Origin of the sequence: Novosphingobium sp. 9U (genome assembly GCF_902506425.1) — a bacterium.
Lineage (GTDB): Bacteria > Pseudomonadota > Alphaproteobacteria > Sphingomonadales > Sphingomonadaceae > Novosphingobium.
Genome location: NZ_LR732469.1, coordinates 84,875 through 106,386, shown reverse-complemented (window position 1 = coordinate 106,386; position 21,512 = coordinate 84,875). Strand labels below are relative to the sequence as shown.

Genomic DNA, 21,512 nt, shown 5'->3' with positions numbered 1-21,512 from the left:
CTGCCGGCCGCACGAGGCAGCCGCTACATGCCGCCTTCTTGCGCGTCACGGTATGCGGGTAGGCGCAGATGGGCAATGAAGTCGTCCACGAACGTCTCGATCTCTGCCTCATCGGGCAGGGTGGGGCGGGTCAGCGCCTGCGATCTGTAGCCCACCAGCGCCGCGTTGGTGAGGCGGGCCAGCGTCACGGCCTCCTGCTCGGCGAAGCGGGTGGCAAAGTAGGCTACGGCTGCCGCATGCATCTTCACCGGCGCGCGCGCATGAAACACGGCGACGATCTCGGGGAACCGTTCGCCTTCGGCGATCATCAGCCGGAAAAGCGCTATCGCCTGTTCACCCATCAGCTTGCTTAGGAACCGCAAGCAATACCGGCGCAGGCCTTCCACGGTGAAGCTGTCGTGGGTCAGGGCTTGCTCGATCTCGACCGAGAAGCGCGCGACAAGATCGTCCACTACAGCCGTGAACAGATCCTCCTTCGAGGCGAAGTGCGACCACAGTGTCGCCTTGGAACCGCCAAGCTCGTCGGCGATGGCGGACATGCTAGTCGCTGCATACCCCCGCTCCAGGAATGAACGTGTGGCGATCTCCACGATGCCGGTGCGGCGTCGTTGCTTGTTTTGCTCGCGCTTGCTGGTGACGATTTCCATACCGTACCGGCAAGTACAGTTTTTCGTTGACAGATGCAACCCGGAGGACGATTTCGCACTGCAACATGACGGTTCAAACAATCACACGAGTCGGGGCCCCTGCGCTTCTGGCCATGACTACGGCGCTCGCGTCCTGCGGCTTGCCGAACCTTGGAGCGAGGCCGGAAACGCGCCCGCCGGCAACGCTCGCTACCGCTCAGACGTTTGCGCGCGCGACCGATCCGGCCGCCGCATGGCCGCGGGAGCAATGGTGGCGGGCCTACGGCGATCCCCAGCTCGATGCGCTGGTGGCAGAGGCGCTGGCCGGATCGCCGGACGTCGCGGCTGCGCAGGCGCGTGTCCGCCAGGCGCGGGGCGCCGCCGAAGTGACCGGCGCGGACACCTTGCCGCAGATCGGCGCGAGAGGGTCTGCTGGTGTGACCAAGCAGAGCTACAACAACGGCATACCGTCCGAGTTCGTACCGAAGGGTTGGAAGAGCACCGGCAACCTGGCGCTGACAGGAGACTTCGACCTGGACCTGTGGGGGCGCCGCCGCAAGCTGCTGGCCGCCGCCACCTCCGAGGCCGAGGCCGCTCAGGCGGACGCCAGCCAGGCCTCGCTGATCCTGGCGAGCAATGTAGTCTCCTCGTACTTCGACCTGTCGCGGCTGCTCGCCCGTGACGAGGCGCTGGTGCAGGCCTCGCAGTCGCGCGAGAGCCTGGGCGCGCTGACCCGCCGCCGGGCCGAGCAGGGGCTGGAGAACCAGTCGCCGGTGCGCCAGAGCCAGGCCGAGACGCTGCGCTCGCGCATCGCCCTGTCCGCCAACCGCGAGCAGATCGCCGCGCGGCGCAACGCGATCGCGGCGCTGCTCGGAGCCGGGCCGGACCGTGGTCTCGCGATCACGCCGAGTGCAATCTCGCAGCTTCCCGAAACGCCCTTGCCGACCGACGCGGGCATTGCTCTTGCGGGGCGCCGCCCGGACATCGTCGCGGCGCGCCTGCGGGTGGAAGCGGCGGGCAAGCGGATCGACATCGCCAAGACCGCATACCTGCCGAACATTTCGCTGAGCGGCCTGATCGGGCTCACTTCACTGGGCCTGTCCAACCTGTTCGATAGCGGATCGACCTACGGCAATGCCGGCGGCGCGTTCAGCCTGCCGATCTTCGATGGCGGCCGGATTCGGGGTGAGTATCGCCAGGCGCGCGGCAGCTTCGATCTGGCGGTCGCGGACTACAATGCCACCGTGGTCGACGCCTTGCGCGAGATCGCCGACGCGCTCGCCAGCCGCGACGCGGCGCGCGCGCAGGAGGTGGACGCCGTCGCGGCTCGGCGTGAAGCCGAGGGCGCTTACGACCTGGCGAACAAGCGCTACGACGCCGGGCTCTCCAGCTTCATCGAGGCGCTGAGCGCACAGCAGGTCGCCATAGAGTCCCGCCAGGCCGCGATCGATGCCCATTTCCGCACCCTTTCCACCGAAGTCGCGCTGAAGCGCGCGCTTGGTGGGGGCTTTGCGCAAGACATGAACGAGAAGGTCTCTACCGATGAGTGACGACGTGCAGGACCGCCCTGCCGGCCAGGATCAGGACCAGAGTGGCCATCCTGGCCATGACAGCAAGCCCGGTGCCAGCGGCGCCTCCGCCGCGGTGATGGACAAGTCTCGCCGCAAGCCGCTCCTGATCGGGCTGGTCGTGGCCGTGGTGGTGATCGGACTGCTCTATTTCGCCTATCAGCTCCTTATCGGCAGTCGCTCGGTCTCGACCGATAACGCCTATGTCGCGGGTGAGAATGCGCAGATCACGCCGCTGACGCAGGGGCAGGTGGTCGAAGTGGCGGTGGTGAATACCCAACCCGTGCGCAAGGGTCAGCTGCTGATGCGGCTGGACGATGCCGACCAGAAGATCGCCGTGGCCGAAGCCGAAGCAATGCTGAGCATGGCGCAGCGGCGCTACACCCAATCGCGGGCCCAAGGCTCTGCCGCCGGGGCATCGGCAACCGCGAAGGAGGCTGCCATCCCGGAAGGCCAAGCGCGTCTCGCCGCCGCCCAAGCCGACCTGGCGAAAGCACGCACGGATTACCAGCGCCGCGCAAATCTGGATGGCAGTGGCGCCGTCTCCGGTGAAGAGCTGACCAGTGCGCGCAATGCGCTCGCGTCCGCCCAAGCCGCGGTGCGTCAGGCGCAAGCAAGCATCAGCCAGGCTCGCGCCGATGCGATTAGCGCTCGCCAGGAGGAAACCGCCAGCCGCGCCGCCACCCAGGGCCTCGCGGTCAACGAGGCGCCCGAAGTGCGCGCGGCAATGTCGCGTCTTGCCACCGCCAAGCTCGACCTGGCCCGCACGGTGATCCGCGCGCCGATCGACGGCGTGATCGCTCAGCGCACCGTGCAGGTTGGCCAGCGCGTGACCAATGCCACCGTCGCGATGGTGGTCGTGCCTGTCGAACAGCTCTACGTCGACGCCAACTTCAAGGAAGACCAGCTGGGCAAGGTGCGCAGCGGCCAGAATGTCGAAGTCACTTCGGACTTCTATGGCGATGACGTGGTCTACCATGGCAAGGTCGTGGGCTTCTCGGGCGGGACCGGCGCGGCCTTCGCGCTGATCCCGGCACAGAACGCCACCGGCAACTGGATCAAGGTAGTGCAGCGCCTGCCCGTGCGCATCCAGCTCGATCCCAAGGAACTGCGCGAGCATCCCTTGCGCGTGGGCCTGTCGATGGAGGCGACCATCGACCTGAGCAGCGGCCGCCGTTGATGGGCGCCAAGGGGCTCTTCGCCGCTTCGGAGCAGCCTCGCGCCTTTCACGGCGTGAAGCTGCTCATTGCCGGCCTGGTGCTGGCGATGGCCAACTTCATCGTCGTGCTGGACCTGACGATCGCCAACGTCTCGGTGCCCCACATCGCCGGCGGCCTGGCCGTCTCGGTCTCGACCGGCACATGGGTGATCACCTCCTATGCCGTGGCCGAGGCGATCTGCGTGCCGCTGACGGGCTGGCTCGCGCAGCGTTTCGGCACCTTGCGCACTTTCGTGTTCTCGCTCGTGGGCTTCGGCCTCTTCTCGGTTCTGTGCGGCTTCTCGAGCACGCTGGGCATGCTGGTCGCGTTCCGCATCGGCCAGGGCCTTTGCGGCGGTCCGCTGATGCCCCTGACGCAGACGCTGATGCTGCGTATCTTCCCCAAGGAGATGCATCCCAAGGCCATGGCGCTCTGGGCGATGACCGTCGTCGTCGCGCCGATCCTAGGCCCGATCCTCGGTGGCTGGATCAGTGATAACTGGTCGTGGCACTGGATCTTCTTCATCAACGCGCCGATCATCATCGCGATCTTCTTCGGCGTCGTCATCATGCTGCGTGGCACCGAGACCCCGACCGAGAAGCGCCCCATCGACGCGACGGGTCTGGTGCTGCTGGTGATCTGGGTCGGCGCCTTCCAGATCATGCTGGACAAGGGCCGCGAGGAGGACTGGTTCTCCTCTCCGTTTATCGTGGCCTGCGCGGTGATCGCGGCGATCTTCTTCGCGCTGTTCGTCATCTGGGAGCTGACCGAGGAGGACGCGATCGTCAATCTCAAGGTCTTCCGTCACGGCGGGTTCTCCGCCTCGACACTATCTCTGATCCTGGCGTTCGGAACGTACTTCTCGTCGGTCGTCGTGATCCCGCAGTGGCTGCAGACGTCGCTGGGGTACACGGCCACCAACGCCGGCTTCGTGATGGCGTTCAGCGGCGTGCTGGCTGTCGTCATGTCGCCGATCGTGCCGAACCTGATGAAGAAGTTCGACCCGCGGCTGCTGGTCTTCATCGGCGTGAGCTGGATCGGAGTCTGCTCGGTTTTGCGCGCGCTCTGGTGGTCAACCGACGCGACGTTCTGGACCCTGGCGCTGCCCCAGCTTCTGCAAGGCGCGGGTGTGTCGCTGTTCATGGTGCCGCTGACGACGATCAGCCTTGGTTCGGTCGATCCCGAGGAGACCGCGTCGGCCGCGGGCATTGCCAACTTCGGGCGCACGCTTGCGAGCGCGGTAGCGACGGCCCTGGTTACGACGTACTGGTCAAACCAGGCACGGATGGACACGGCGCAGATGGCGGGTCAGCTCAACGGCGCTCCCGAAGTGATGACGCGCATGCAGGAGCGCGGCTTCAGCGTCGACCAGGCGCGCGCCGCACTGGAGCAATTGGTCACCAACCAGGGCATGGCAGTAGGCACCACGCATTTGTTCATGGTCGCCGCCGTGGTGCTGCTGCTCGCTGCCTCGGCGATCTGGATCGCCCCGAGACCGCCCAAGGGCGCTGCTCCAGCGGCCTCGCACTAGGTGGACTTCAGCGCTGGTGGCCGGGTAAACCCATAGCGCTGGAACACCGCCAGCGCCTCGGGTGACAGCAGGAACTGCCGCAAGGCTTCCGCATCGGGGCTGCGCGCCGTCTTCAGTGTCGCGATCGGGTAGGTGATCGGCGTATGGCTGTTGGCTGGGAAAGTGCCGACCACGCGCACCTTCGGCTCGGCCTTGGCGTCCGTCGCGTAGACGATGCCGAGCGGCGCCTCGTTGCGTGCAACCAGGGCGAGGGCAGCACGCACGCTGTCGCCGGCGGCGATCCTGTCCGACACCTGATCCCATGCGCCCAGCTTCTCCAGCGCCTGCCTGGCATAGCGCCCCGCCGGCACTCCGGCAGGATCGGCCAGCGCCAGCCTCCCGTTGCCGAGTGCACGCGCGAGCGGCATGCCGGGAGCGAGCTTCAGGTCTACGCTGCTGGCGGCAGGTGCGATCAGCACAAGGCTGTTGCCCAGCAGCGTTGCGCGGCTCTCCTGGCGGATCAGCCTTTTGGCCGAGAGCGTGTCCATCCACTCCTCATCCGCCGAGATGAACAGGTCCGCGGGTGCGCCCGCTGCGACTTGCCGCGCGAGCGCCGAGCTGGCTGCGAACGAGAGCACGGGCTTTGCGTGACCTTCGGCTGCCCAGACCTTGGCTGCGGCCCCCAGCGACTCCTGCAGACTGGCGGCGGCGAGGACCACTGGCGCCGCTTGCGTGGCAGGTCGCCCGCGCTGGAACAGAGCAACTCCTGCGACGAGCACGGCGAGTGCGACAAGCACGATCAGGATGCGGCGCAAGCAGATGCCCTTTCGGATATGGTATCCGCCGGTATATAAAACTCAGCGCGGCTGTGAAGGGCCGAGTTCGCCAAGGTCTCGGCGCAGCAGCCGGGGCATGACGACGATCTGCCCTGCTGCGCGCACGACGAAGAACGCGCTGAACGCCAGCCACAATCCATGGTTGCCCAGCGGCACGGCACAGAACAGCAGCGCGACGTAGACGATCATCGCCAGGAGCATCGTGCCGAGCATCGCCCGCGTCCAGCCCGCGCCTACGAACACACCGTCGAGCACGAAAGATGCGACGCCGGCGAGCGGAAGCACAACCAGCCACCCGGTGTGCGCTGCTGCGGTGGCGACGACCTGCGGATCGGTGCTGAACCGTGACGCCAGAGTGCTGCCGGCGAGGAGCGCGATCGCTGCCAGCGCCATCGCGACTGCGCCACCCGACACCAGAGACGCGCGCAGCACCTCTCCGAAGCGGCGGCGGTTGCGCGCGCCCAGCGCCTCGCCGCAGAGCACTTGCGCGGCGCTCTCGATCCCGTCGAGGATCAGCGTCGCGAGCATGAACAACTGGAACAGGATGCCGTTGGCCGCCAGCATCACGGGGCCACGCTGCGCGCCGCTGCGGGCCAGCAGCAGCATCGCGGCAGTGAGCAGCACGGTTCGCAGGAACAGGTCTCGGTTGATGGCGAACAGCGCGCGCAAGGCCTGCGCCGCCCAGGTCGAGCGCTGGCGGGCAGCGGCCAGGGCATGGCGCGCCTCGGGCTCGCGCACGACCAGTGCGGCGAGCAGGGCGCATTTCAGCACCTCGGAACTCACCGTCGCCGCGGCAACACCCGTGACGCCCATATGCAGCCCGAGCACGAACGTCAGATCGAGCGCGATGTGGGCGGCGTTGGCTGCGATCTCGACGGCAAGCACGGCGCGCAGCCGGCGTCGCCCGATCAGCCAGCCGACCAGCACGCAGTTCACCAGCCAGATCGGCCCGGCCCAATAGCGGATCGCGATGTAGTGCCCGGCCTCGCTGCGCAGCGAGCCATGCGCTTCCAACAGGTCGAGGCCGAAGGGTATGGCGAGGGGCATCGCCATCAGAAGCGCCGCGCCGATCGCTCCTGCCGCCGCAAGGGCCCGCGCCAGGGTCGCAGCCTGCGCCTGTGCATCGCCGCGCCCCGCTGCCTGAGCGGTGAGGGCGACGGTGCCGGTGCGCAGGAAGTTGAACACGTTGAGCAGGCCCATCATGTACTTCGCGCCCAGCTCCACTGCGCCTTGCGCCGGCGCACTGCCGAGTTGTCCGATGGTCCACATGTCGGCGAGCCCGAACAGCGCGGTTGCGACGTTGGTCAGCATCGCCGGAAGCGCGATCGCCCAGACCAGGCGCGTGGGGGAGGACGAGGTGGCGGTCACGCCTGCCGCGTGGCGATCCTGTCGCGCCACGTCAATCGGCGCAGCGTGGCGGCGATGACCGTGCGTCCATGCCGCCGATGCTTCACAAGTCCAGCGCGGCCATGCTTTGCTGTGCCTGAGGAGAGCATCGGATGGACATGGCAAGCGACCGGACAGCGGCTGGTGCGGATACGGCGGAAGCCACGCTGGACGCCCTTGAAGCGAAGGCCGAGCGGATCGAGACACCTTGCGGCGACGGCACGGTGGTCTGGCGAGCGTGGGGCGCTGGTGAGCCGCTGATCCTGGCGCACGGGGCCCAAGGCTCGTGGCAGCACTGGGTGCGCAACATCGATAACCTGGCTCGCACCCGCCGCGTCATCGCCGTTGATCTGCCCGGCCACGGGGATTCGGCGCTTCCGGAGACGCCCGATCATCGCGGAATTGCCAAGGCCTTGGCCGAGGGTCTCGACCAGATACTGGGCACCGGCGTGCCTGCGGACCTGTGCGGTTTTTCATTTGGCGGCGTGTGTTTCGCGCACCTTGCGGCCTATCATCCGCAAGTCGCGCGGCGGCTGATTCTGGCGGGCTGCGGTGGGCTGGACACGCCGCACGGGGCGATCCACCTCCAGCGCGTGAGCGGCCTGCGCGGCGACGAGCGCACGGCGGTGCTCAAGAGCAACCTGCTGGGGCTGATGCTCCATCACCCCGACAGCGCCGACGCGCTGGCGATCCACATGCTGCTGCCGAATGCTCACCGCGCGCGACTGATCGCTTCGGACATGGTCATGCCGGACAAGTTGCTGCGCATCCTCCTCGACGTGCGCTGCCGGGTGGACGCGATCTGGGGTGAGTTCGACCGACCGCATCCGGACCCTGCGCTGCAGGAGGCCGCCTTGCACTCGGTCTGCCCGGATGCCGGATTCGAGGTCGTGGCGGACGCGGGGCACTGGGCGATGTACGAGCGGCCCGTGGCGTTCGAACGGGCGCTCCAGCGGGTGCTGGCTCGCGGTTGATTGCGAGGTCGGCTGGGGGCCATCGACAAGATCATGCTAAGCGGCGATGAGGCACCTCGCTCCCCCACAGCATAGACCCGATCCTCCCCTTAAAGGGAGGGGGACCGCGGCCGTAGGCCGTGGTGGAGGGGTGTCACCGCCTGAGATGCACACGGCGGAGAGGGGGACACCCCTCCGTCAGCGCTCCGCGCTGCCACCTCCCCTTAGAGGGGAGGATCTTCAGAAATCAGCGCGCTCAGCCAGACAGCGCCCGTGCTGAGCTTGTCGAAGCATGCCAGCTCCGTCCACTCACCACACCAGCGGCAGGTACTCCGGCCCGACCACGCCGCCGGGGCGGTACTCGATCTCATAGCCCGGCTTGATCTCGAAATCCGGAATGCGCTTCAGCCATTCCTGGAGCGCGATCTTCACTTCCAGACGCGCAAGGTGCGCGCCCATGCAGCTGTGGACGCCGACAGTGAAGGCCAGGATCGTCTTGCGCGGGCGGTCGAAGTCTACCTCCAGCGGGTTGGGGAAGACCTCCGGATCGAAGTTGCAGGCGGGCAGCACGCAAGTGATGCGGTCGCCTGCCTTCATCTGCACGCCGCGCATCTCGTAGTCCTGCGCCAGCACCCGGCCCGAGAAGGTCACCGACCAGCGACGCAGCAGTTCCTCGACCACCTTGTCGATGTCCTGCGGGCGATCGATGATCTCCTGCCGCTTTTCAGGATGTTCGGCCAGGTACATCCAGATGTTGTTCAAGGTCGCGAAGACGGTGTCGAGCCCGGCGATGAACAGGAACACGACGAACCCGAACACTTCCTTGTCCGACAGCGGGCGACCGTCGAACTCGGCATGGGCAATGCGGCTGACGACGCCGTCGTCGGGGTTGGCCTTCTTCTCCTCGATCGCCTGCTTGAGGTAGTCCGAGATGCTCTTCATTGACTGCGCCATGATCGCGCGGTCGTTCGAGTGGAGCAGGTTCACCGCCCAGTCGACGAAGGTGTCGCGCATCGATTGGGGCAGGCCCATGATGTCGAGGAACACCGAGACCGGCAGCGGCCGGCCAAAGGCGGTGGTGTACTCGCACTCGCCCTTGGTCCGCATATCCTCGATCGCCTCGTCGATGAGGTCGTTGGCGAGAGCGCGGATGCGCTCTTCCAGCGCCAGCACGCCCTTGGGGCTGAGCATCGGATCGACGATGTTGCGGTACTTGCGATGGTGCGGCGGGTCGATCTCGATCGGGATGAAGTAGAAGTAGTCGTCCGGATCGCGCGGGAAAGGCGTGGCGCCTTCGTTGGAGAAGATCTCCGGATTGCGCAGCACGAACAGCGCATCCTCGTGCTTGATGGCGTTCCAGGCGTTCTGGAAGGGCGAGACGTCGTACCAGATCGGTGGGAAGTCTTTGTGGAGGTCCGCCATGAAGTCGTGCGGCGCCTTCAGGAAGTCGGGCGCGAAGGTGATCCCGGCCGAGCGGACCAGTTCGGGCGCGATATGCTCAGGAACCTGATCGGGTCCGGCGCGGCGCGGGAGGGTCGGCGGGACGGGATTGGCGGCGTCGATCGGCATGTCTCGCTCCTGCTCAGTACTGGGTTTCGGGCGTGTGCACGACGAGGCCGTCTAGCGCCTCGGTCACGTCGATCTGGCAGCTGAGCCGGCTAGTGGCTCGCAGTTCCGTGGCGACCGACTCCAGCAGTTCGCTCTCGGCCGCGGATGAAGGACCGCCTACGCGATCGGTCCAGGCATCGTCGACATAGCAATGGCAGGTGGCGCACGAGAGGCCGCCGCCACATTCGCCGACGATGCCATCCACGCCATTGTACAGCGCGCCGCGCATGACGTTTTCACCCGCGGGCACATCGACCTGCGTCTCCGTGCCATCGTGCGCCACGTAAGTGACCTTGGGCATACACTCTCCTGAGAACATCGTTCTCGAATGTTTTAAACGGGTGGGGCGGTTTAGTCAATGTATCGGTCGTGAGCGTCATCGCGCAGTTCATGCCCAGCATGGATGCGTAACGTCGCGTGGCTGGACCCTGAAGGCGATCCGGCGTAGCTTTCACAACATGGATACATTGACGTCCTCAAAGGCGGAGCCGCCGAGCCTGGGAAGCAACCCGCAGCGCAACGACGCCCTGATCCGTGCGGCGGACGAACTGCTGGACGAGAGCGGTCTGGAAGGGCTGACGATCCGCGCCGTTCTATTGCGCTCGGGGCTGGCGCGGCGGGCGTTCTATGAGCAATTCAACGGCAAGGACGATCTGGTCCTGGCGGTGTTCGAGCGCACGCTGAGCTTCGCGGCCGAGCACTTCCGGCAAGAGGCGGAGCACGCCGCCGATCCTGTCGAGGCGCTGCGGCGGATCGTCGACGGGCTGGTCATCGGCCAATTGGGCTTCGGCGGGCCGGGCACCGGGCGGCGCAGCGCCGCGCTCAGCCGCGAGCACTTGCGCCTGGCGGAGAGCCGGCCGCAGGAACTGCAAAAGGCGCTGAGCCCGCTGATCGCCTTGATCGCCGAGGAACTGGCCAAGGGTGTCGCCATGGGATTGCTGCGCGAATGCGACCCGCGCCTGCAGGCCAGCCTGGTCTACAACTTCGTCTCTGCGACCATCCACGTCGAGCTGCTCGCCGAGGAAGGCGGCCAGCCCGACCGCGCCCGCCGCGATCAGTTGGCCGGCGTAATCTGGGAGTTCTGCCGCCGCGCCGTCATTGTGTGAGGATTGATAGCTGGCAGCCGCAGATCTGCGCATGCGGGCGGGCGATGTCGTCCGGGTGGGCCAGGCCCGTGCCGGGCGAAAGCACCGGGCGGTGACCGTTACCCGTCAGGCGGCGTCGCGCTGCGCGTCCGTTTCCAGGTAGCGTTGCAGGTCGCAAGCCGGAGTGGGCTTGCCGAACAGATAGCCCTGGCCCTGCATGCAGCCTTCGTCCCGCAAGTAATCCCGCACCACTTCGTGCTCGATGCCCTCGGCCGTGACGGTCAGCCCGAGATTGCGGGCAAGGCCGATCACGGCGCGGATCACCGCGCGCGAATTGCTTTCACGCTCGAGGTTCAGGATGAACGACTTGTCGATCTTGATCTTGGTGAAAGGGTAATTGAGCAGATAGCTCAGCGACGAAAACCCAGTGCCGAAGTCGTCGAGCGCGATGCCGATGCCGAACGTGCGCAAGTTGCGGATGATGGCGGAAGGGCGTGGGCCCTTTTCCATCAGCACGGCTTCGGTGATCTCCAGTTCCAGCCGCTCGGGCGGTAAGTTCGCCGAGGTGAGCGCGTTGATGACCGTGCTGATGAGATTGCCGTTGCGGAACTGGAGCGGCGAGACGTTGACCGACAGCTTCACGTGCTCGGGCCAGTTCTTCGCCTCGCGGCAGGCAGTGTGCAGCACGAAGCGGCCGACGGCATCGATCAGGCCGATCTCCTCGGCCAGCGGGATGAAGACGTCGGGCGAGACGGGGCCGCGCACCGGATGTTGCCAGCGCAGCAGCGCCTCGAAGCACTCGACCGCACCGGTGGTAAGGTCGATCAGCGGCTGGTAGTGGACGTGGAGCTGTCCGAGCTTGAGCGCATCGCGAAAGTCGTTCTCCAGCCGCGTCTTCTCCTGCGCGGCCGCGTCCATGCCCAGCTGGAAACTGCGGCAGGTGCCGCGCTTCTCACCCTTGGCGGCATAGAGTGCAAGGTCGGCATAGCGCAGCAGTGTCTCGGGATCGCTGCTGTCGTAGGGAGAGGTGGCAAAGCCGATGGTCGCGCCGATGTGCAGCACGTTGCCCTGCACATGGAACGGCTGCGACAGCGTGGCGATGATCGAGCGTGAGACAATCTCGGCCTGAGTCCGGCTTGAGCGGCGAAAGATCACCGCGAATTCGTCGCCGCCGATCCGGCAGAGTAGAGCGTCTTCCGGCACCAGCTCCGCCATCCTGCGTGCCGCGTCGGTCAGCAGCGCATCGCCGACGTGATGGCCGTACGTATCGTTCACCGCCTTGAAGTGGTCGAGGTCGACCAGCGCCAGGGTGACGGTCTCGTCCGATCCCGCCTGCTCCAGCGTAGCACGCAAGTGTGCGCGGCAATGGCCGCGATTGGCGAGTCCGGTCAGCTCGTCATGGCGCGCCATGTGCTCCATGCGCTGCTCGATGCGACGGCGCTCGGTAATGTCGAAGAACGAGACGATCGTCGCGGGGTAGCCTTCGAGCTGCGAAAGACGGGTGGAGACCACCGCCTCTCCGGTGAGGCCGCCGGCACAGCGCATCTGCCAGACTTCGCCCAGGCCACTGGAGTCCATCGACAGCATGTCATGCGCGCGCGGCCATTCCTGATCGGCGAACAGCGTGCTGGCGGGTAGGCCCGCCATGGCACTGGCCGAATAGCCAAAGTAGTCGGACGCCGACTGGTTGGCCGAGCGGACGCGGCGGCTCTCGATGTCGTACACGACCATGGCGACAGGATTGCGCTCGAACAGGAGGCGAAAAGCTTCCTCGCTCTCGCGCATGTCGGTGATATCGACGCGCAGGCCGATAGTGCCGCCGTCCGACGTCTTGCGCTCCTCGATCAGGATGCGCCGGCCGTTTGCCAGTCGCTGCTCATGGCGGGAGGAAGGTTCCGACATTCGGGCCAGGCGCTCGGCGATCCACTCGTCCTCGCGCCCGATAGCATCGGGATAGTCACCGCGCGCTACGCCGACGCGCAGAGTATCGGCGAAACGGCCGCCACGCTCGAGCAAGTCGGCCGAAACGGCGTAGATCTTGGCGTATTGCTGGTTCCAAAGGATGTAGCGACCTTCGGCGTCGAGGAAGACGACGCCTTCGGGCAACAGGTCGATCGCTTCGCGCAGCCGCTGCTCGGCAAGGTGCGCGGCGGTCATCGCTGCTTCGAGCGACTGCATGGAATGTAAGTCAGCGGCTCCCAGCAGAGAGCCTTCTCCGAAGTCGAGTTTCATCCGCGCCCCACTAAACCTCGCCGAAGTTGAACGGAAAAGGTTAACTTGTGTGTAAAGCGCGCTCGTCTTCGTCGACGTCTGTTATACTTTCGTCGTCTGGTAAGCAGGAAGACGTGTCGCCTGGGCGCCATGGGTCAGCAATGCGGGCCAAAAGCGTGCGGCGCGCAGCCCCAATCGCAGCGCCAGCGGGCGTTCGGACATGCGCTGAAGCGCCATGGCGCGGCGCACTTGCGGGCCCACTTGCGCCGCCAGCTGCCGGTGGAACTGCGCCGCACTCGCGCCGCGCGCAAAAAGGTCCGCCGCCAGTGTGGCACTGCGCAGCGCGACCGCCATGCCGTCTCCGCTGAGCGAGGCAGTCATCGCCGCCTGGTCTCCCAACCGCCACACCGCATCGTTATCGGATCGGGGCTGGTAGAGGTGCCCATACGGCAGGTTGGCGATGGCAAGTGGCTTGGCGAGCAGCGGCTGCGCATCGGCCAGGCGCGAGGCCAGCCCCGGCTCGAGCAGGAGGTGCGCCAGCAAGGCCTCCCAAGTTCCGCCAAGGTCGGCGAAGTGGCTACGCCGGACCACGAGGCAAAGGTTCGCCTCGGCAGCGCCGACCCGCTGCAGCCCCGCGTATCCTTGCCCGAACAACACCAGCTCGATCGCACTGCCAAGCGCTGTGAGAGCGGCAGGGGAGAGCCGCCAGTGCATCTTGAAGCCGACATAACCTTCGCGCGTCGCCGGCGCGCCTCGCGGCATTGCGCGCAAGTCGTGCTTGCCGGTGGCGAGCATGACGTGGGCGGCGCGGTGTTCGCCGGCGGAGGTCAGCACCCGTGTGCCGTCCAGCCCGGTCACGCGGACACCGCGGAGGACTTCGGCACCGGCCTGGCTGGCGGCCTCCAGCAGTGCCTCGTCGAGGATCGCGCGTGAGAGCCCGCGCGCGACGAACGGGAGCGGGGCCTCGACGCTGTGCCGCCCATGCAGCACCCGCAAGCGATCGATGGCGACGGCGCCAAGATGTTCAGGGGGCAGCCCCAGGTCGGTGAGGTCTTGGCACGCCTCCACCGATAGGAATTCGCCGCAGACCTTTTCATGCGGTCCGCCCTCGCGCTCGATCACGGTGACCGCTTGCCCTGTGCGGGCGAGGCGCGTGGCCGCCGCGGCCCCGGCGAGACCGCCACCGATCACCACCACCGGCGCTACCATTTCCGGCGCTCCACGCAGTAACGGAAGGGGAAGCGCCATTGGATGGTCGCCGCTTGCCCGATGCCCGCCTGCCGAAGCAGCGCCAGCCACTCGTCGCGCCGGAAGCTGCGGGCGATCGAGAGCGGACCGTCGTGGCGCACGAAGGGATGCCAGCGTGCCAGCGCGGCCATGGCGCTGAAGCCGTACCAGGGCACGGCGTGGCGGTGCAGGTCGTTGACGAACCAGCCGAGCCGTGCCGTCGCTTCCATCCAGGCGCAGAAGCGAACGATCTCGGCATCGTCCATGTGGTGCGTGACCAGGGAGCTGATGATGAGATCGGGGCGCTCCGCTTCCGCCCAGGCGTAGGCGTCGCCGGTGTGCCACTCGATCGGTAGATCGGCCGGGGTCATGTCTCGCGCGACCGGCTCGCTGCGGGGATTGAGATCGATGCCAATAAGCCTTGCGGCCAATCCCTTGCTTCGCAGCATGCGAGCGATCGCGCGCAGCATGTCGCCCGCGCCGAAACCTACGTCGAGGATCGTGGGAATGCCTTTCGCGTGACGCACCGCATCGGCGACAAACTGCAGCGTCGGGCCGCGCGCGAGGGTGACCGTGTTCACCGCCGCCAGATCCTTCACGCAGGCTGCGAAGTCTTGCACGGTGACATCGGCTCCGTCCATCCACTCGGGCGTCTGCGAACGGCGGCGCAAGTCGGGCATGGTCAGAGCAGGCTGAAGCGGAAGGTTTCCGCTGCGAGCCCGGGTCCGAATGCCATCCCCAGGCCCTTGCGCTCGCCCTGTGCTTCCTCGCGCGCCGCCAGCATGCGGGCCAGCACGAACATCAGGGTGGCCGAAGACATGTTGCCCTTTTCGCGCAACACCGTGCGCGAAGGCTCCAGCGCTTCGGGCGGTAGTTCCAGCCCGCGTTCAACCGCATCCAGGATCGAGCGGCCACCGGCGTGGACCGCCCACAGGTCGTAGTCGGCGGTCGATTGCCCGCGCAGGATGCCGTCGGCATCATTGCGCGTACGCTCGTGCTGCAGCGCTTCGGCGATGCGAATCGGCACCTGGCCATCGAGGTGCATGGCAAAGCCCTGGTCGCCGATCCGCCAAGTGATGAGTTCCTCCGATCCCTTGATGGCGGCTGGGCGGAAGTCCTTGAGCGCGATGCCTTTGGGCTCGGCCGTTACCAGCGCCGCAGTCGCGCCGTCGCTGAACAGCAGCATGGCGAGTAGCTTGTCGATCTGGTCGGTGTTCTGGAGGTGCAGCGTGCACAGCTCGACGTTGACCACGAGCACGCGCGCCTCAGGCGTGGAGCGCACGATGTGGTGCGCCAGCCGCAGCGCGTTGACCGCAGCATAGCACCCCATGAACCCTACCAAGGTGCGCTCGGCGGAGGGATCGATGCCGGTGCGGCGTATCAGGATCTGGTCGAGACCGGGCGCGACGAACCCGGTACAGCTGGCCACCACGACATGGGTGATGCCCTGGTCGGCGATGCCGTCATCGAGCTGGTCGATCGCCTGCAGCGCCAGTTCGGGCGCCCATTGCTCGTATCGTTCCATGCGCCGAGCAGTGCTGGGGAAATCGTCCATGCTATAGAACTGGCCGGTGTCGGCCATCTCGCCGGCATCGTTCACCACCGGCTCGATGAAGGAGTAACGGCTCTCGATTCCCGAGCGCTTGGCCATGCGTTCATACAGCGCGCGCGATCGGCGATCGGTGAGCATGGGCTCGATCATGTGGTTGAAGGCGGCGTGGACATCATGTGGCGGTACGGCGGTGCCGATCGCATTGATATGCGCGGTGGTCGGGGTCTGCATCGCCAGCACTCTGCCTGTCCCGCACTCGCTGGCAAGATGCCCATGAATGCGTTGGGTTTAAACGCGTGCCGGTCGGGATGGCTGCACTGCCTCTGCGGGCGAGTGCGAAGTGCCTGGCAAGTGGTTCGGAAGCCCGCCGGCCTCCTTTCGACTAGACGAGAAACGGCCCGCCACGCTGGGTAGCGCGACGGGCCGAGGCTTTCCTCCCCAGGAAAACGGCGACCGTTCAGCGGCGGATAGCGCTGCCGAGACGGTGATGCAGGTTGGCGTACTTGGACGAGATCGGATCGTCCTCATGCGCCTTGATGTAATAGACGACGGCTTCCTGCAGAAGCTTGAAGTCCTCGTTCGAGAGTACCGCGCGGGCGCGGCTCGGTTCGGTCGTGGTGGTCATGGTCACGTCTCCTATCCTGTGCTCGCGTGTCTGAGCGGGGCTGGCGAACGAGGCGAGCGGCAGCAACGCCCCGTCCGGAAGTTTCAGGTGTCCGCTGTTAAGTGTCATCTGGCGAACTCCCGTTGATGTTTAGGCGGCGAACTGATTCATCGTGTTGTGCGCGCCGCCGGCCTTCAGAGCGGCTTCACCGGCGAAGTACTCCTTGTGGTCGTCGCCGATGTCGGAGCCGGCCATGTTCTGGTGGCGGACGCAGGCGATGCCCTGGCGAATTTCCTCGCGCTGCACGGCCTTGACGTAGCCGAGCATGCCCGCTTCGCCGAAGTACTCCTTGGCCAGGTTGTCGGTCGACAGCGCGGCGGTGTGATACGTCGGCAGGGTGATGAGGTGGTGGAAGATGCCCGCCTCGCGCGCCGCGTCCTTCTGGAAGGTGCGGATGCGCTCGTCGGCTTCAATGCCCAGCTCGGTGCCGTCATAGTCCACGCTCATCAGGCGTGCGCGGTCGTAGGCAGACAGGTCCTTGCCCTCTGCGGTCCAGGCGTCGAACACCTGCTGGCGGAAGTTCAGCGTCCAGTTGAAGCTGGGGGAGTTGTTGTAGACCAGCTTGGCGTTCGGGATCACCTCGCGGATGCGGCTGACCATGCCACCGATCTGTGCGATGTGCGGCTTCTCGGTCTCGATCCAGAGCAGGTCGGCGCCCTTCTGCAGCGCCTCGATGCAGTCGAGTACGCAGCGGTCCTCGCCCGTTCCCGAGCGGAACTGGTAGAGGTTCGAAGGCAGGCGCTTGGGGCGCAGCAGCTTGCCATCGCGGCTGATCAGCACTTCGCCGTGGCCGACGCTGGTGACCTCGTCGCAATCGAGGAAGCTGTTGTACTGGTCGCCGATGTCGCCGGCTTCGCGGGTGAAGGCGATCTGCTTGGTGAGGCCGGCGCCCAGCGAGTCGGTGCGCGCGACGATCAGGCCGTCATCGACGCCCAGTTCCATGAAGGCATAGCGGATGGCGCGGATCTTGGCGATGAAGTCCTCGTGCGGAACGGTAACCTTACCGTCCTGGTGGCCGCACTGCTTCTCGTCGGAGACCTGGTTCTCGATCTGCAGGCAGCAGGCGCCGGCTTCGATGAACTTCTTGGCGAGCAGGTAAGTCGCCTCGGCATTGCCGAAGCCCGCATCGATGTCGGCGATGATCGGCACGACGTGCGTCTCGTAGTTGTCGATCGCATGCTCGATGCGCTTGGCTTCCAGCTCGTCACCGGCCTCGTGCGCCTTGTCGAGGTCGCGGAACAGGCCGCCGAGCTCGCGGGCGTCGGCCTGCTTGAGGAAGGTGTAGAGCTCCTCGACCAGCGCGGGAACCGAGGTCTTCTCGTGCATCGACTGGTCGGGCAGCGGGCCGAACTCGGAACGCAGCGCCGCGACCATCCAGCCCGACAGGTAGAGGTAGCGGCCCTTGGTGGTGCCGAAGTGCTTCTTGATGCTGATCAGCTTCTGCTGGCCGATGAAGCCGTGCCAGCAACCCAGCGACTGCGTGTAGTTGGCCGGATCGGCATCGTAGGCGGCCATGTCGGCGCGCATCACCTTGGCGGTGTACTTGGCGATGTCGAGGCCGGTGCGGAAGCGGTTCTGCAGGCGCATGCGCGCGACGGACTCGGCTTCGATCCCGTCCCAATTGCGTTCGGTCTCGATCGTCTGGCCGGCTTCGGCGATGGTCTGCTGGTAAGTCACTTTCGGTGGTCCTCATGCGGTGATGCGTTGAGGGTCACCTATGCTGCAGGTGCGTGCGGCGGAATGGCAGACGGAGTCGCCGTGTCAAACTTTACAGATGATCCTTGTAAAGTTGTGCAGCTATGACAAAGACCATTGTATGGCTGAAGCACGCCCCCTCTACCTTGGTCCTCGCCTGCGCCGCTTGCGCCGCGAACTCGGCCTGACCCAGCAGGTCATGGCCGAGGACCTGGGTATCTCGCCCTCCTACATCGCGCTGCTGGAGCGCAACCAGCGCCCGGTCACCGCCGACATGCTGCTGCGCCTGGCGCGCACTTACCGGCTCGATGTCACCGATCTCGCCAGCGAGGATGGCGAGAGCTACGCGCGGCGCATCGCCGACGTGCTGCGCGACCCAATCTTCTCCGACATCGACATGCCGCCGCTGGAAGTCTCCGACCTGGCGACCAGTTTCCCCGGCATCTCCGAAGCCTTGCTGCGCCTGCACGGTGCTTATCTGCGCGAGCAGCAGGCACTGGCACAGCGACGCGCAGGCGGGAACGAAGGCGAAGCGCAGGATCCGGTGGCCGAGGCCCAGGCGTTCCTCGCCGCGCGGCGCAACTACATCGACAGCCTCGATCGCCGCGCCGAGGACCTGGCTGCAGAGATCGACAAGGAAGGCGGCGCGGCCAAGTTCCTCGCCAAGAAGGGCGTGCGCTTGCGCTTCCTGCCTCCGGACGTGCTGGTCGATGCGCTGCGCCGGTTCGACCGGCACAATCAGCAGCTGCTGATCGCCGACACGCTCGACCCGTCCGCACGCGCGTTCCAGATTGCACTGCACGTCGCCTACACGGCCCTGCGCAGCGAGATCAGCCAGGTGCTGCGCGAGGATGCGTTCTCCAGCAAGACGGCCGAGACGCTCGTGCGCCGCGGGCTCGCCGCCTACGCTGCCGGGGCGTTGGTCATGCCCTACGACCGCTTCTTCCGCACCGTCGAGGCGCGCGGCTACGATATCGAGGCGGTTGCCGGCGTGTTCGGCGCTAGCTATGAGCAGGTGGCGCACCGGCTCACCACGCTGCAGCGTACCGGACAGGAGGGCGTGCCTTTCTTCTTCCTGCGGGTGGATGAAGCGGGCAACGTCTCCAAGCGCCTGGACGGCGCCGGCTTCCCCTTCGCATCGCATGGCGGCGGCTGTCCCTTGTGGAGCCTGCACAAGTCATTCCGCAGCCCGGGCGAGGTGCTGACACAGTGGCTCGAATTGCCCGATGGCCAGCGCTTCTTCTCGATCGCGCGGACAGTTGGCGCCGCGGGGCGAGGGCAGGGCCGCACCTTGCGCGCGATCGCGCTTGCCTGCGCAGCGCCTGAGGCAGCACGGCTCGGCTATACGCGCGAAGAGCCGCAGCCGGTGCCGACGCCGATCGGGGTGACTTGCCGGCTTTGCCATCGCGCCGAGTGCGAGGCCCGTTCGGCTCCCCCTATCGGCCGCGAGATCCTAACCGATGAGTATCGGCGGCCGCCGCAGCCGTTTGCCTTCGCGGAGAGCTGAACCTGACCTGCCCGGGCCGGGGAGGTGGCGCGCACGCAGTGCGCGACGGAGGGGAGTCGCCCCCTCAACGAACCTCACGCGCTGGCGAGACTCCCCTCCACCAGCGCCTGCGGCGCCGGTCCCCCTCCCGCACCGGGGAGGACATCTATTCGATATCGTGACAAATCGTTTGCACAGGCGAATAGTCGAAACTAGTCCTCGCACTCGGTTCCAGCAAACCTCGCGCGCCATCCTGCGGGTTCACGCACTGCTGCAACTGGACTAAACACGTGTCGATAGAGAACATGAGAGGAAGCCCAACGTGAGCCAGGAGCCCGCCGTGCCGAACGACCCGCACCAGGCGACCACGTTCCCGCAACTGATCCGCGCAGCCGCCGCGGCCTACGGCGATGCGCCGGCCATCGTGCTGCGCGACGCCTCGATCCCCGATGAGTCCGCCAGCTTCGCCGAACTCGACGCGCAGTCGGCTCAGATCGCGCGCGGCTTGCTGGCGCGCGGAGTGGGCAAGGGCAGCCGCATCGGCTTTATCTGCGGCAACGGTCCGCGCTTCGCCGTGTGGTTCGCCGCCGCCGCGCGGATCGGCGCTATCGCCATCCCGATCAGCACCCTGATCCGCGCCAATGAACTGGTGCGCGTGCTGCGCCAGTCGGACGTTCACGGCCTCTATGTGCAGCGCGAACTGCTGGGCAAGGACTACGTCGAGCGGCTTTGCGAGGCGCTGCCTGAACTCGCCACCGGCACCGATCCGGACTTGCGCATCGCCAAGGTGCCTTATCTGCGCTGGATCATCTCGCATGGCGAGAACCTCCCGCCGACATTCCGCAGCCTCGACTTCCTGACCGAGGCGGGTGCGGCGATCGACGACGACTTCCTGCGCGGGGTCGAGAGCGAGGTGCACACATCCGACCAGATCGTCGAGATCTACACGTCCGGCTCGATGGCGCTGCCCAAGGGCGTCAAGCACAACCACGGCCCGGTGCTGTTCCGCAGCCACTACCTCAAGGGCATGTTCGCGCTGGAGAAAGGTCAGGAAAAGCAGGCGATGATGCCGATGTTCTGGGTCGGCGGGCTGATGATGTGGCTGGTGCCCAACTGGGAGGCGGGCGCGGTCACCGTCTGTGCCGAGCGCACTATGAGCAACAGCCGGATGGCTTTCGGGTCAGTGCTGTCGGACGATGACCTGGCGCTGCTGTCCAGGGCGCCCAAGCCCTGGTGGGGCCTGGGCATGAGCGAGACATTGGGACCCTATTCCCACGGCGACGAGTTCCGCGCGCCCGGTTACCCTGTCTGTGCGCCGATGGACCATTTTGCGCCGGGCTACGACGTGCGCATCGCCGACGAGCAGGACCAGCAGGTCGGGGACGGCCAGGTCGGCGAGATGCAGCTGCGCGGATATCCCGTCGCTACCGGCCTGCACAAGCTGGAGAAGGCGGGCTACTACACCGCCGATGGCTACATCAAGACCGGCGACATGTGCCTGGTCGAGGAGCGGCCGGAGGGCCGGCGCATCCACTTCGTCGGCCGCAGCGGCGACATGATCAAGACCATGGGGTCCAACGTCTCGCCCGCTGAAGTCGAGATGGAGATGCAAACGCTGGAGGGCGTGCACAGCGCCTTCGTGCTCGGCCTGCCCGACCAGGAGCGCGGCCAACTGCTGGTGGCCGCAGTGGTCCCGCGTGACGGCGCCGAGCTCGACTTCTCGGCGATCGAGGCGGAACTGCGCAAGCGCCTGTCGGGCTACAAGGTGCCGCGCGCCTACGTCGCCTTCACGCGCGAGGAAGTGCCGCTGCTCCACAGCAACAAGATCGCCCGGCGCGAGATCGCAGCGATGCTGGCGCAGCGGCTGGGTAGGGCGGTTTAGCTTCTGCTCTGCCAGCTGGTGGCA

The 21,512-nt window shown here is 66.5% G+C and carries 18 protein-coding genes; 7 read left to right on the top strand and 11 right to left on the bottom strand.

The features are described from left to right. Positions 1–23: 23 nt before the first annotated feature. Positions 24–728 carry a TetR/AcrR family transcriptional regulator gene (locus GV044_RS00490; protein WP_236554562.1) on the bottom strand — a complete coding sequence of 235 codons (705 nt, stop codon included), beginning with the start codon at positions 726–728 and terminating at the stop codon, positions 24–26. Here GV044_RS00490 and GV044_RS00485 point away from each other — a divergent pair. The 3 genes from GV044_RS00485 to GV044_RS00475 are packed head-to-tail and all read left to right on the top strand — an operon-like array spanning position 713 to position 4,924. Next, complete coding sequence (locus tag GV044_RS00485) at positions 713–2,176, top strand: efflux transporter outer membrane subunit (RefSeq protein WP_159863923.1); 1,464 nt, start codon at positions 713–715, stop codon at positions 2,174–2,176. The two genes, GV044_RS00490 and GV044_RS00485, sit on opposite strands and share 16 nt — an antisense overlap. Then, a complete protein-coding gene (locus tag GV044_RS00480) occupies positions 2,169–3,374 on the top strand; it encodes an HlyD family efflux transporter periplasmic adaptor subunit (protein WP_159863920.1) in 1,206 nt (401 codons plus the stop codon). The genes GV044_RS00485 and GV044_RS00480 overlap by 8 nt, the downstream gene beginning before the upstream one ends. Further along, positions 3,374–4,924 carry a DHA2 family efflux MFS transporter permease subunit gene (locus GV044_RS00475; protein WP_159863917.1) on the top strand — a complete coding sequence of 517 codons (1,551 nt, stop codon included), beginning with the start codon at positions 3,374–3,376 and terminating at the stop codon, positions 4,922–4,924. The genes GV044_RS00480 and GV044_RS00475 overlap by 1 nt, the downstream gene beginning before the upstream one ends. Here the strand turns inward: GV044_RS00475 and modA are convergent. After that, positions 4,921–5,718 carry a molybdate ABC transporter substrate-binding protein gene (gene modA, locus GV044_RS00470; RefSeq protein ID WP_236554559.1) on the bottom strand — a complete coding sequence of 266 codons (798 nt, stop codon included), beginning with the start codon at positions 5,716–5,718 and terminating at the stop codon, positions 4,921–4,923. The genes GV044_RS00475 and modA overlap by 4 nt on opposite strands. Positions 5,719–5,760: 42 nt before the next feature. Continuing rightward, positions 5,761–7,107 carry an MATE family efflux transporter gene (locus GV044_RS00465; RefSeq protein WP_236554553.1) on the bottom strand — a complete coding sequence of 449 codons (1,347 nt, stop codon included), beginning with the start codon at positions 7,105–7,107 and terminating at the stop codon, positions 5,761–5,763. A gap of 131 nt (positions 7,108–7,238) precedes the next feature. On the opposite strand from GV044_RS00465, the gene GV044_RS00460 reads away from it, so the two are divergent. Beyond that, positions 7,239–8,099, top strand: a complete 861-nt coding sequence (locus GV044_RS00460) for an alpha/beta fold hydrolase (protein ID WP_236554551.1) — start codon at positions 7,239–7,241, stop codon at positions 8,097–8,099. A 288-nt stretch (positions 8,100–8,387) separates the two neighbouring features. Here GV044_RS00460 and GV044_RS00455 read toward each other — a convergent pair whose 3' ends face one another. Together GV044_RS00455 and GV044_RS00450 are read right to left on the bottom strand one after the other, a co-directional pair. After that, on the bottom strand, positions 8,388–9,647 hold the full coding sequence (locus GV044_RS00455) for a cytochrome P450 (protein WP_159863914.1): 1,260 nt from the start codon (positions 9,645–9,647) through the stop codon (positions 8,388–8,390). A gap of 13 nt (positions 9,648–9,660) precedes the next feature. After that, on the bottom strand, positions 9,661–9,987 hold the full coding sequence (locus GV044_RS00450; protein WP_159863911.1) for a 2Fe-2S iron-sulfur cluster-binding protein: 327 nt from the start codon (positions 9,985–9,987) through the stop codon (positions 9,661–9,663). Positions 9,988–10,144: 157 nt separating this feature from the next. On the opposite strand from GV044_RS00450, the gene GV044_RS00445 reads away from it, so the two are divergent. Continuing rightward, complete coding sequence (locus GV044_RS00445) at positions 10,145–10,792, top strand: TetR/AcrR family transcriptional regulator (RefSeq protein WP_159863908.1); 648 nt, start codon at positions 10,145–10,147, stop codon at positions 10,790–10,792. Positions 10,793–10,897: 105 nt separating this feature from the next. Here the strand turns inward: GV044_RS00445 and GV044_RS00440 are convergent, their stop codons facing one another. The 6 genes from GV044_RS00440 to GV044_RS00420 all read right to left on the bottom strand — a co-directional run bounded on the left by GV044_RS00440 (position 10,898) and on the right by GV044_RS00420 (position 18,102). After that, a complete protein-coding gene (locus tag GV044_RS00440) occupies positions 10,898–12,928 on the bottom strand; it encodes a bifunctional diguanylate cyclase/phosphodiesterase (RefSeq protein ID WP_236554549.1) in 2,031 nt (676 codons plus the stop codon). A 156-nt stretch (positions 12,929–13,084) separates the two neighbouring features. Then, on the bottom strand, positions 13,085–14,191 hold the full coding sequence (locus GV044_RS00435) for an NAD(P)/FAD-dependent oxidoreductase (RefSeq protein ID WP_159863902.1): 1,107 nt from the start codon (positions 14,189–14,191) through the stop codon (positions 13,085–13,087). Beyond that, entirely contained in the window at positions 14,185–14,889 is a 705-nt protein-coding gene (locus GV044_RS00430) for a methyltransferase domain-containing protein (protein WP_159863900.1), read from the bottom strand. The genes GV044_RS00435 and GV044_RS00430 overlap by 7 nt, the downstream gene beginning before the upstream one ends. Before the next feature lie 2 nt (positions 14,890–14,891). Then, positions 14,892–15,992 (bottom strand): type III polyketide synthase, encoded by a 1,101-nt coding sequence (locus GV044_RS00425; protein ID WP_159863898.1) that lies wholly within the window; start codon positions 15,990–15,992, stop codon positions 14,892–14,894. Positions 15,993–16,218: 226 nt separating this feature from the next. After that, positions 16,219–16,386: a hypothetical protein gene (locus GV044_RS21765; RefSeq protein WP_184244221.1), complete on the bottom strand. Its 168-nt coding sequence runs from the start codon at positions 16,384–16,386 to the stop codon at positions 16,219–16,221. 129 nt (positions 16,387–16,515) lie between these two features. Then, positions 16,516–18,102, bottom strand: a complete 1,587-nt coding sequence (locus GV044_RS00420; RefSeq protein ID WP_159863896.1) for an isocitrate lyase — start codon at positions 18,100–18,102, stop codon at positions 16,516–16,518. Between the two features lie 139 nt (positions 18,103–18,241). On the opposite strand from GV044_RS00420, the gene GV044_RS00415 reads away from it, so the two are divergent. Continuing rightward, entirely contained in the window at positions 18,242–19,627 is a 1,386-nt protein-coding gene (locus tag GV044_RS00415; protein ID WP_159863894.1) for a short-chain fatty acyl-CoA regulator family protein, read from the top strand. Between the two features lie 301 nt (positions 19,628–19,928). Then, positions 19,929–21,488 (top strand): class I adenylate-forming enzyme family protein, encoded by a 1,560-nt coding sequence (locus GV044_RS00410; protein ID WP_159863892.1) that lies wholly within the window; start codon positions 19,929–19,931, stop codon positions 21,486–21,488. Positions 21,489–21,512 lie beyond the last annotated feature (24 nt).

Coding starts and splice junctions, on each gene's coding strand:
- GV044_RS00485 (WP_159863923.1), top strand. CDS start 713: ATGACGGTTCAAACAATCACACGAGTCGGGGCCCCTGCGCTTCTGGCC.
- GV044_RS00480 (WP_159863920.1), top strand. CDS start 2,169: ATGAGTGACGACGTGCAGGACCGCCCTGCCGGCCAGGATCAGGACCAG.
- GV044_RS00475 (WP_159863917.1), top strand. CDS start 3,374: ATGGGCGCCAAGGGGCTCTTCGCCGCTTCGGAGCAGCCTCGCGCCTTT.
- GV044_RS00460 (WP_236554551.1), top strand. CDS start 7,239: ATGGACATGGCAAGCGACCGGACAGCGGCTGGTGCGGATACGGCGGAA.
- GV044_RS00455 (WP_159863914.1), bottom strand. CDS start 9,647: ATGCCGATCGACGCCGCCAATCCCGTCCCGCCGACCCTCCCGCGCCGC.
- GV044_RS00450 (WP_159863911.1), bottom strand. CDS start 9,987: ATGCCCAAGGTCACTTACGTGGCGCACGATGGCACGGAGACGCAGGTC.
- GV044_RS00445 (WP_159863908.1), top strand. CDS start 10,145: ATGGATACATTGACGTCCTCAAAGGCGGAGCCGCCGAGCCTGGGAAGC.
- GV044_RS00440 (WP_236554549.1), bottom strand. CDS start 12,928: ATGACCGCCGCGCACCTTGCCGAGCAGCGGCTGCGCGAAGCGATCGAC.
- GV044_RS00435 (WP_159863902.1), bottom strand. CDS start 14,191: ATGGTAGCGCCGGTGGTGGTGATCGGTGGCGGTCTCGCCGGGGCCGCG.
- GV044_RS00430 (WP_159863900.1), bottom strand. CDS start 14,889: ATGCCCGACTTGCGCCGCCGTTCGCAGACGCCCGAGTGGATGGACGGA.
- GV044_RS00425 (WP_159863898.1), bottom strand. CDS start 15,992: ATGCAGACCCCGACCACCGCGCATATCAATGCGATCGGCACCGCCGTA.
- GV044_RS21765 (WP_184244221.1), bottom strand. CDS start 16,386: ATGACCACCACGACCGAACCGAGCCGCGCCCGCGCGGTACTCTCGAAC.
- GV044_RS00415 (WP_159863894.1), top strand. CDS start 18,242: ATGGCTGAAGCACGCCCCCTCTACCTTGGTCCTCGCCTGCGCCGCTTG.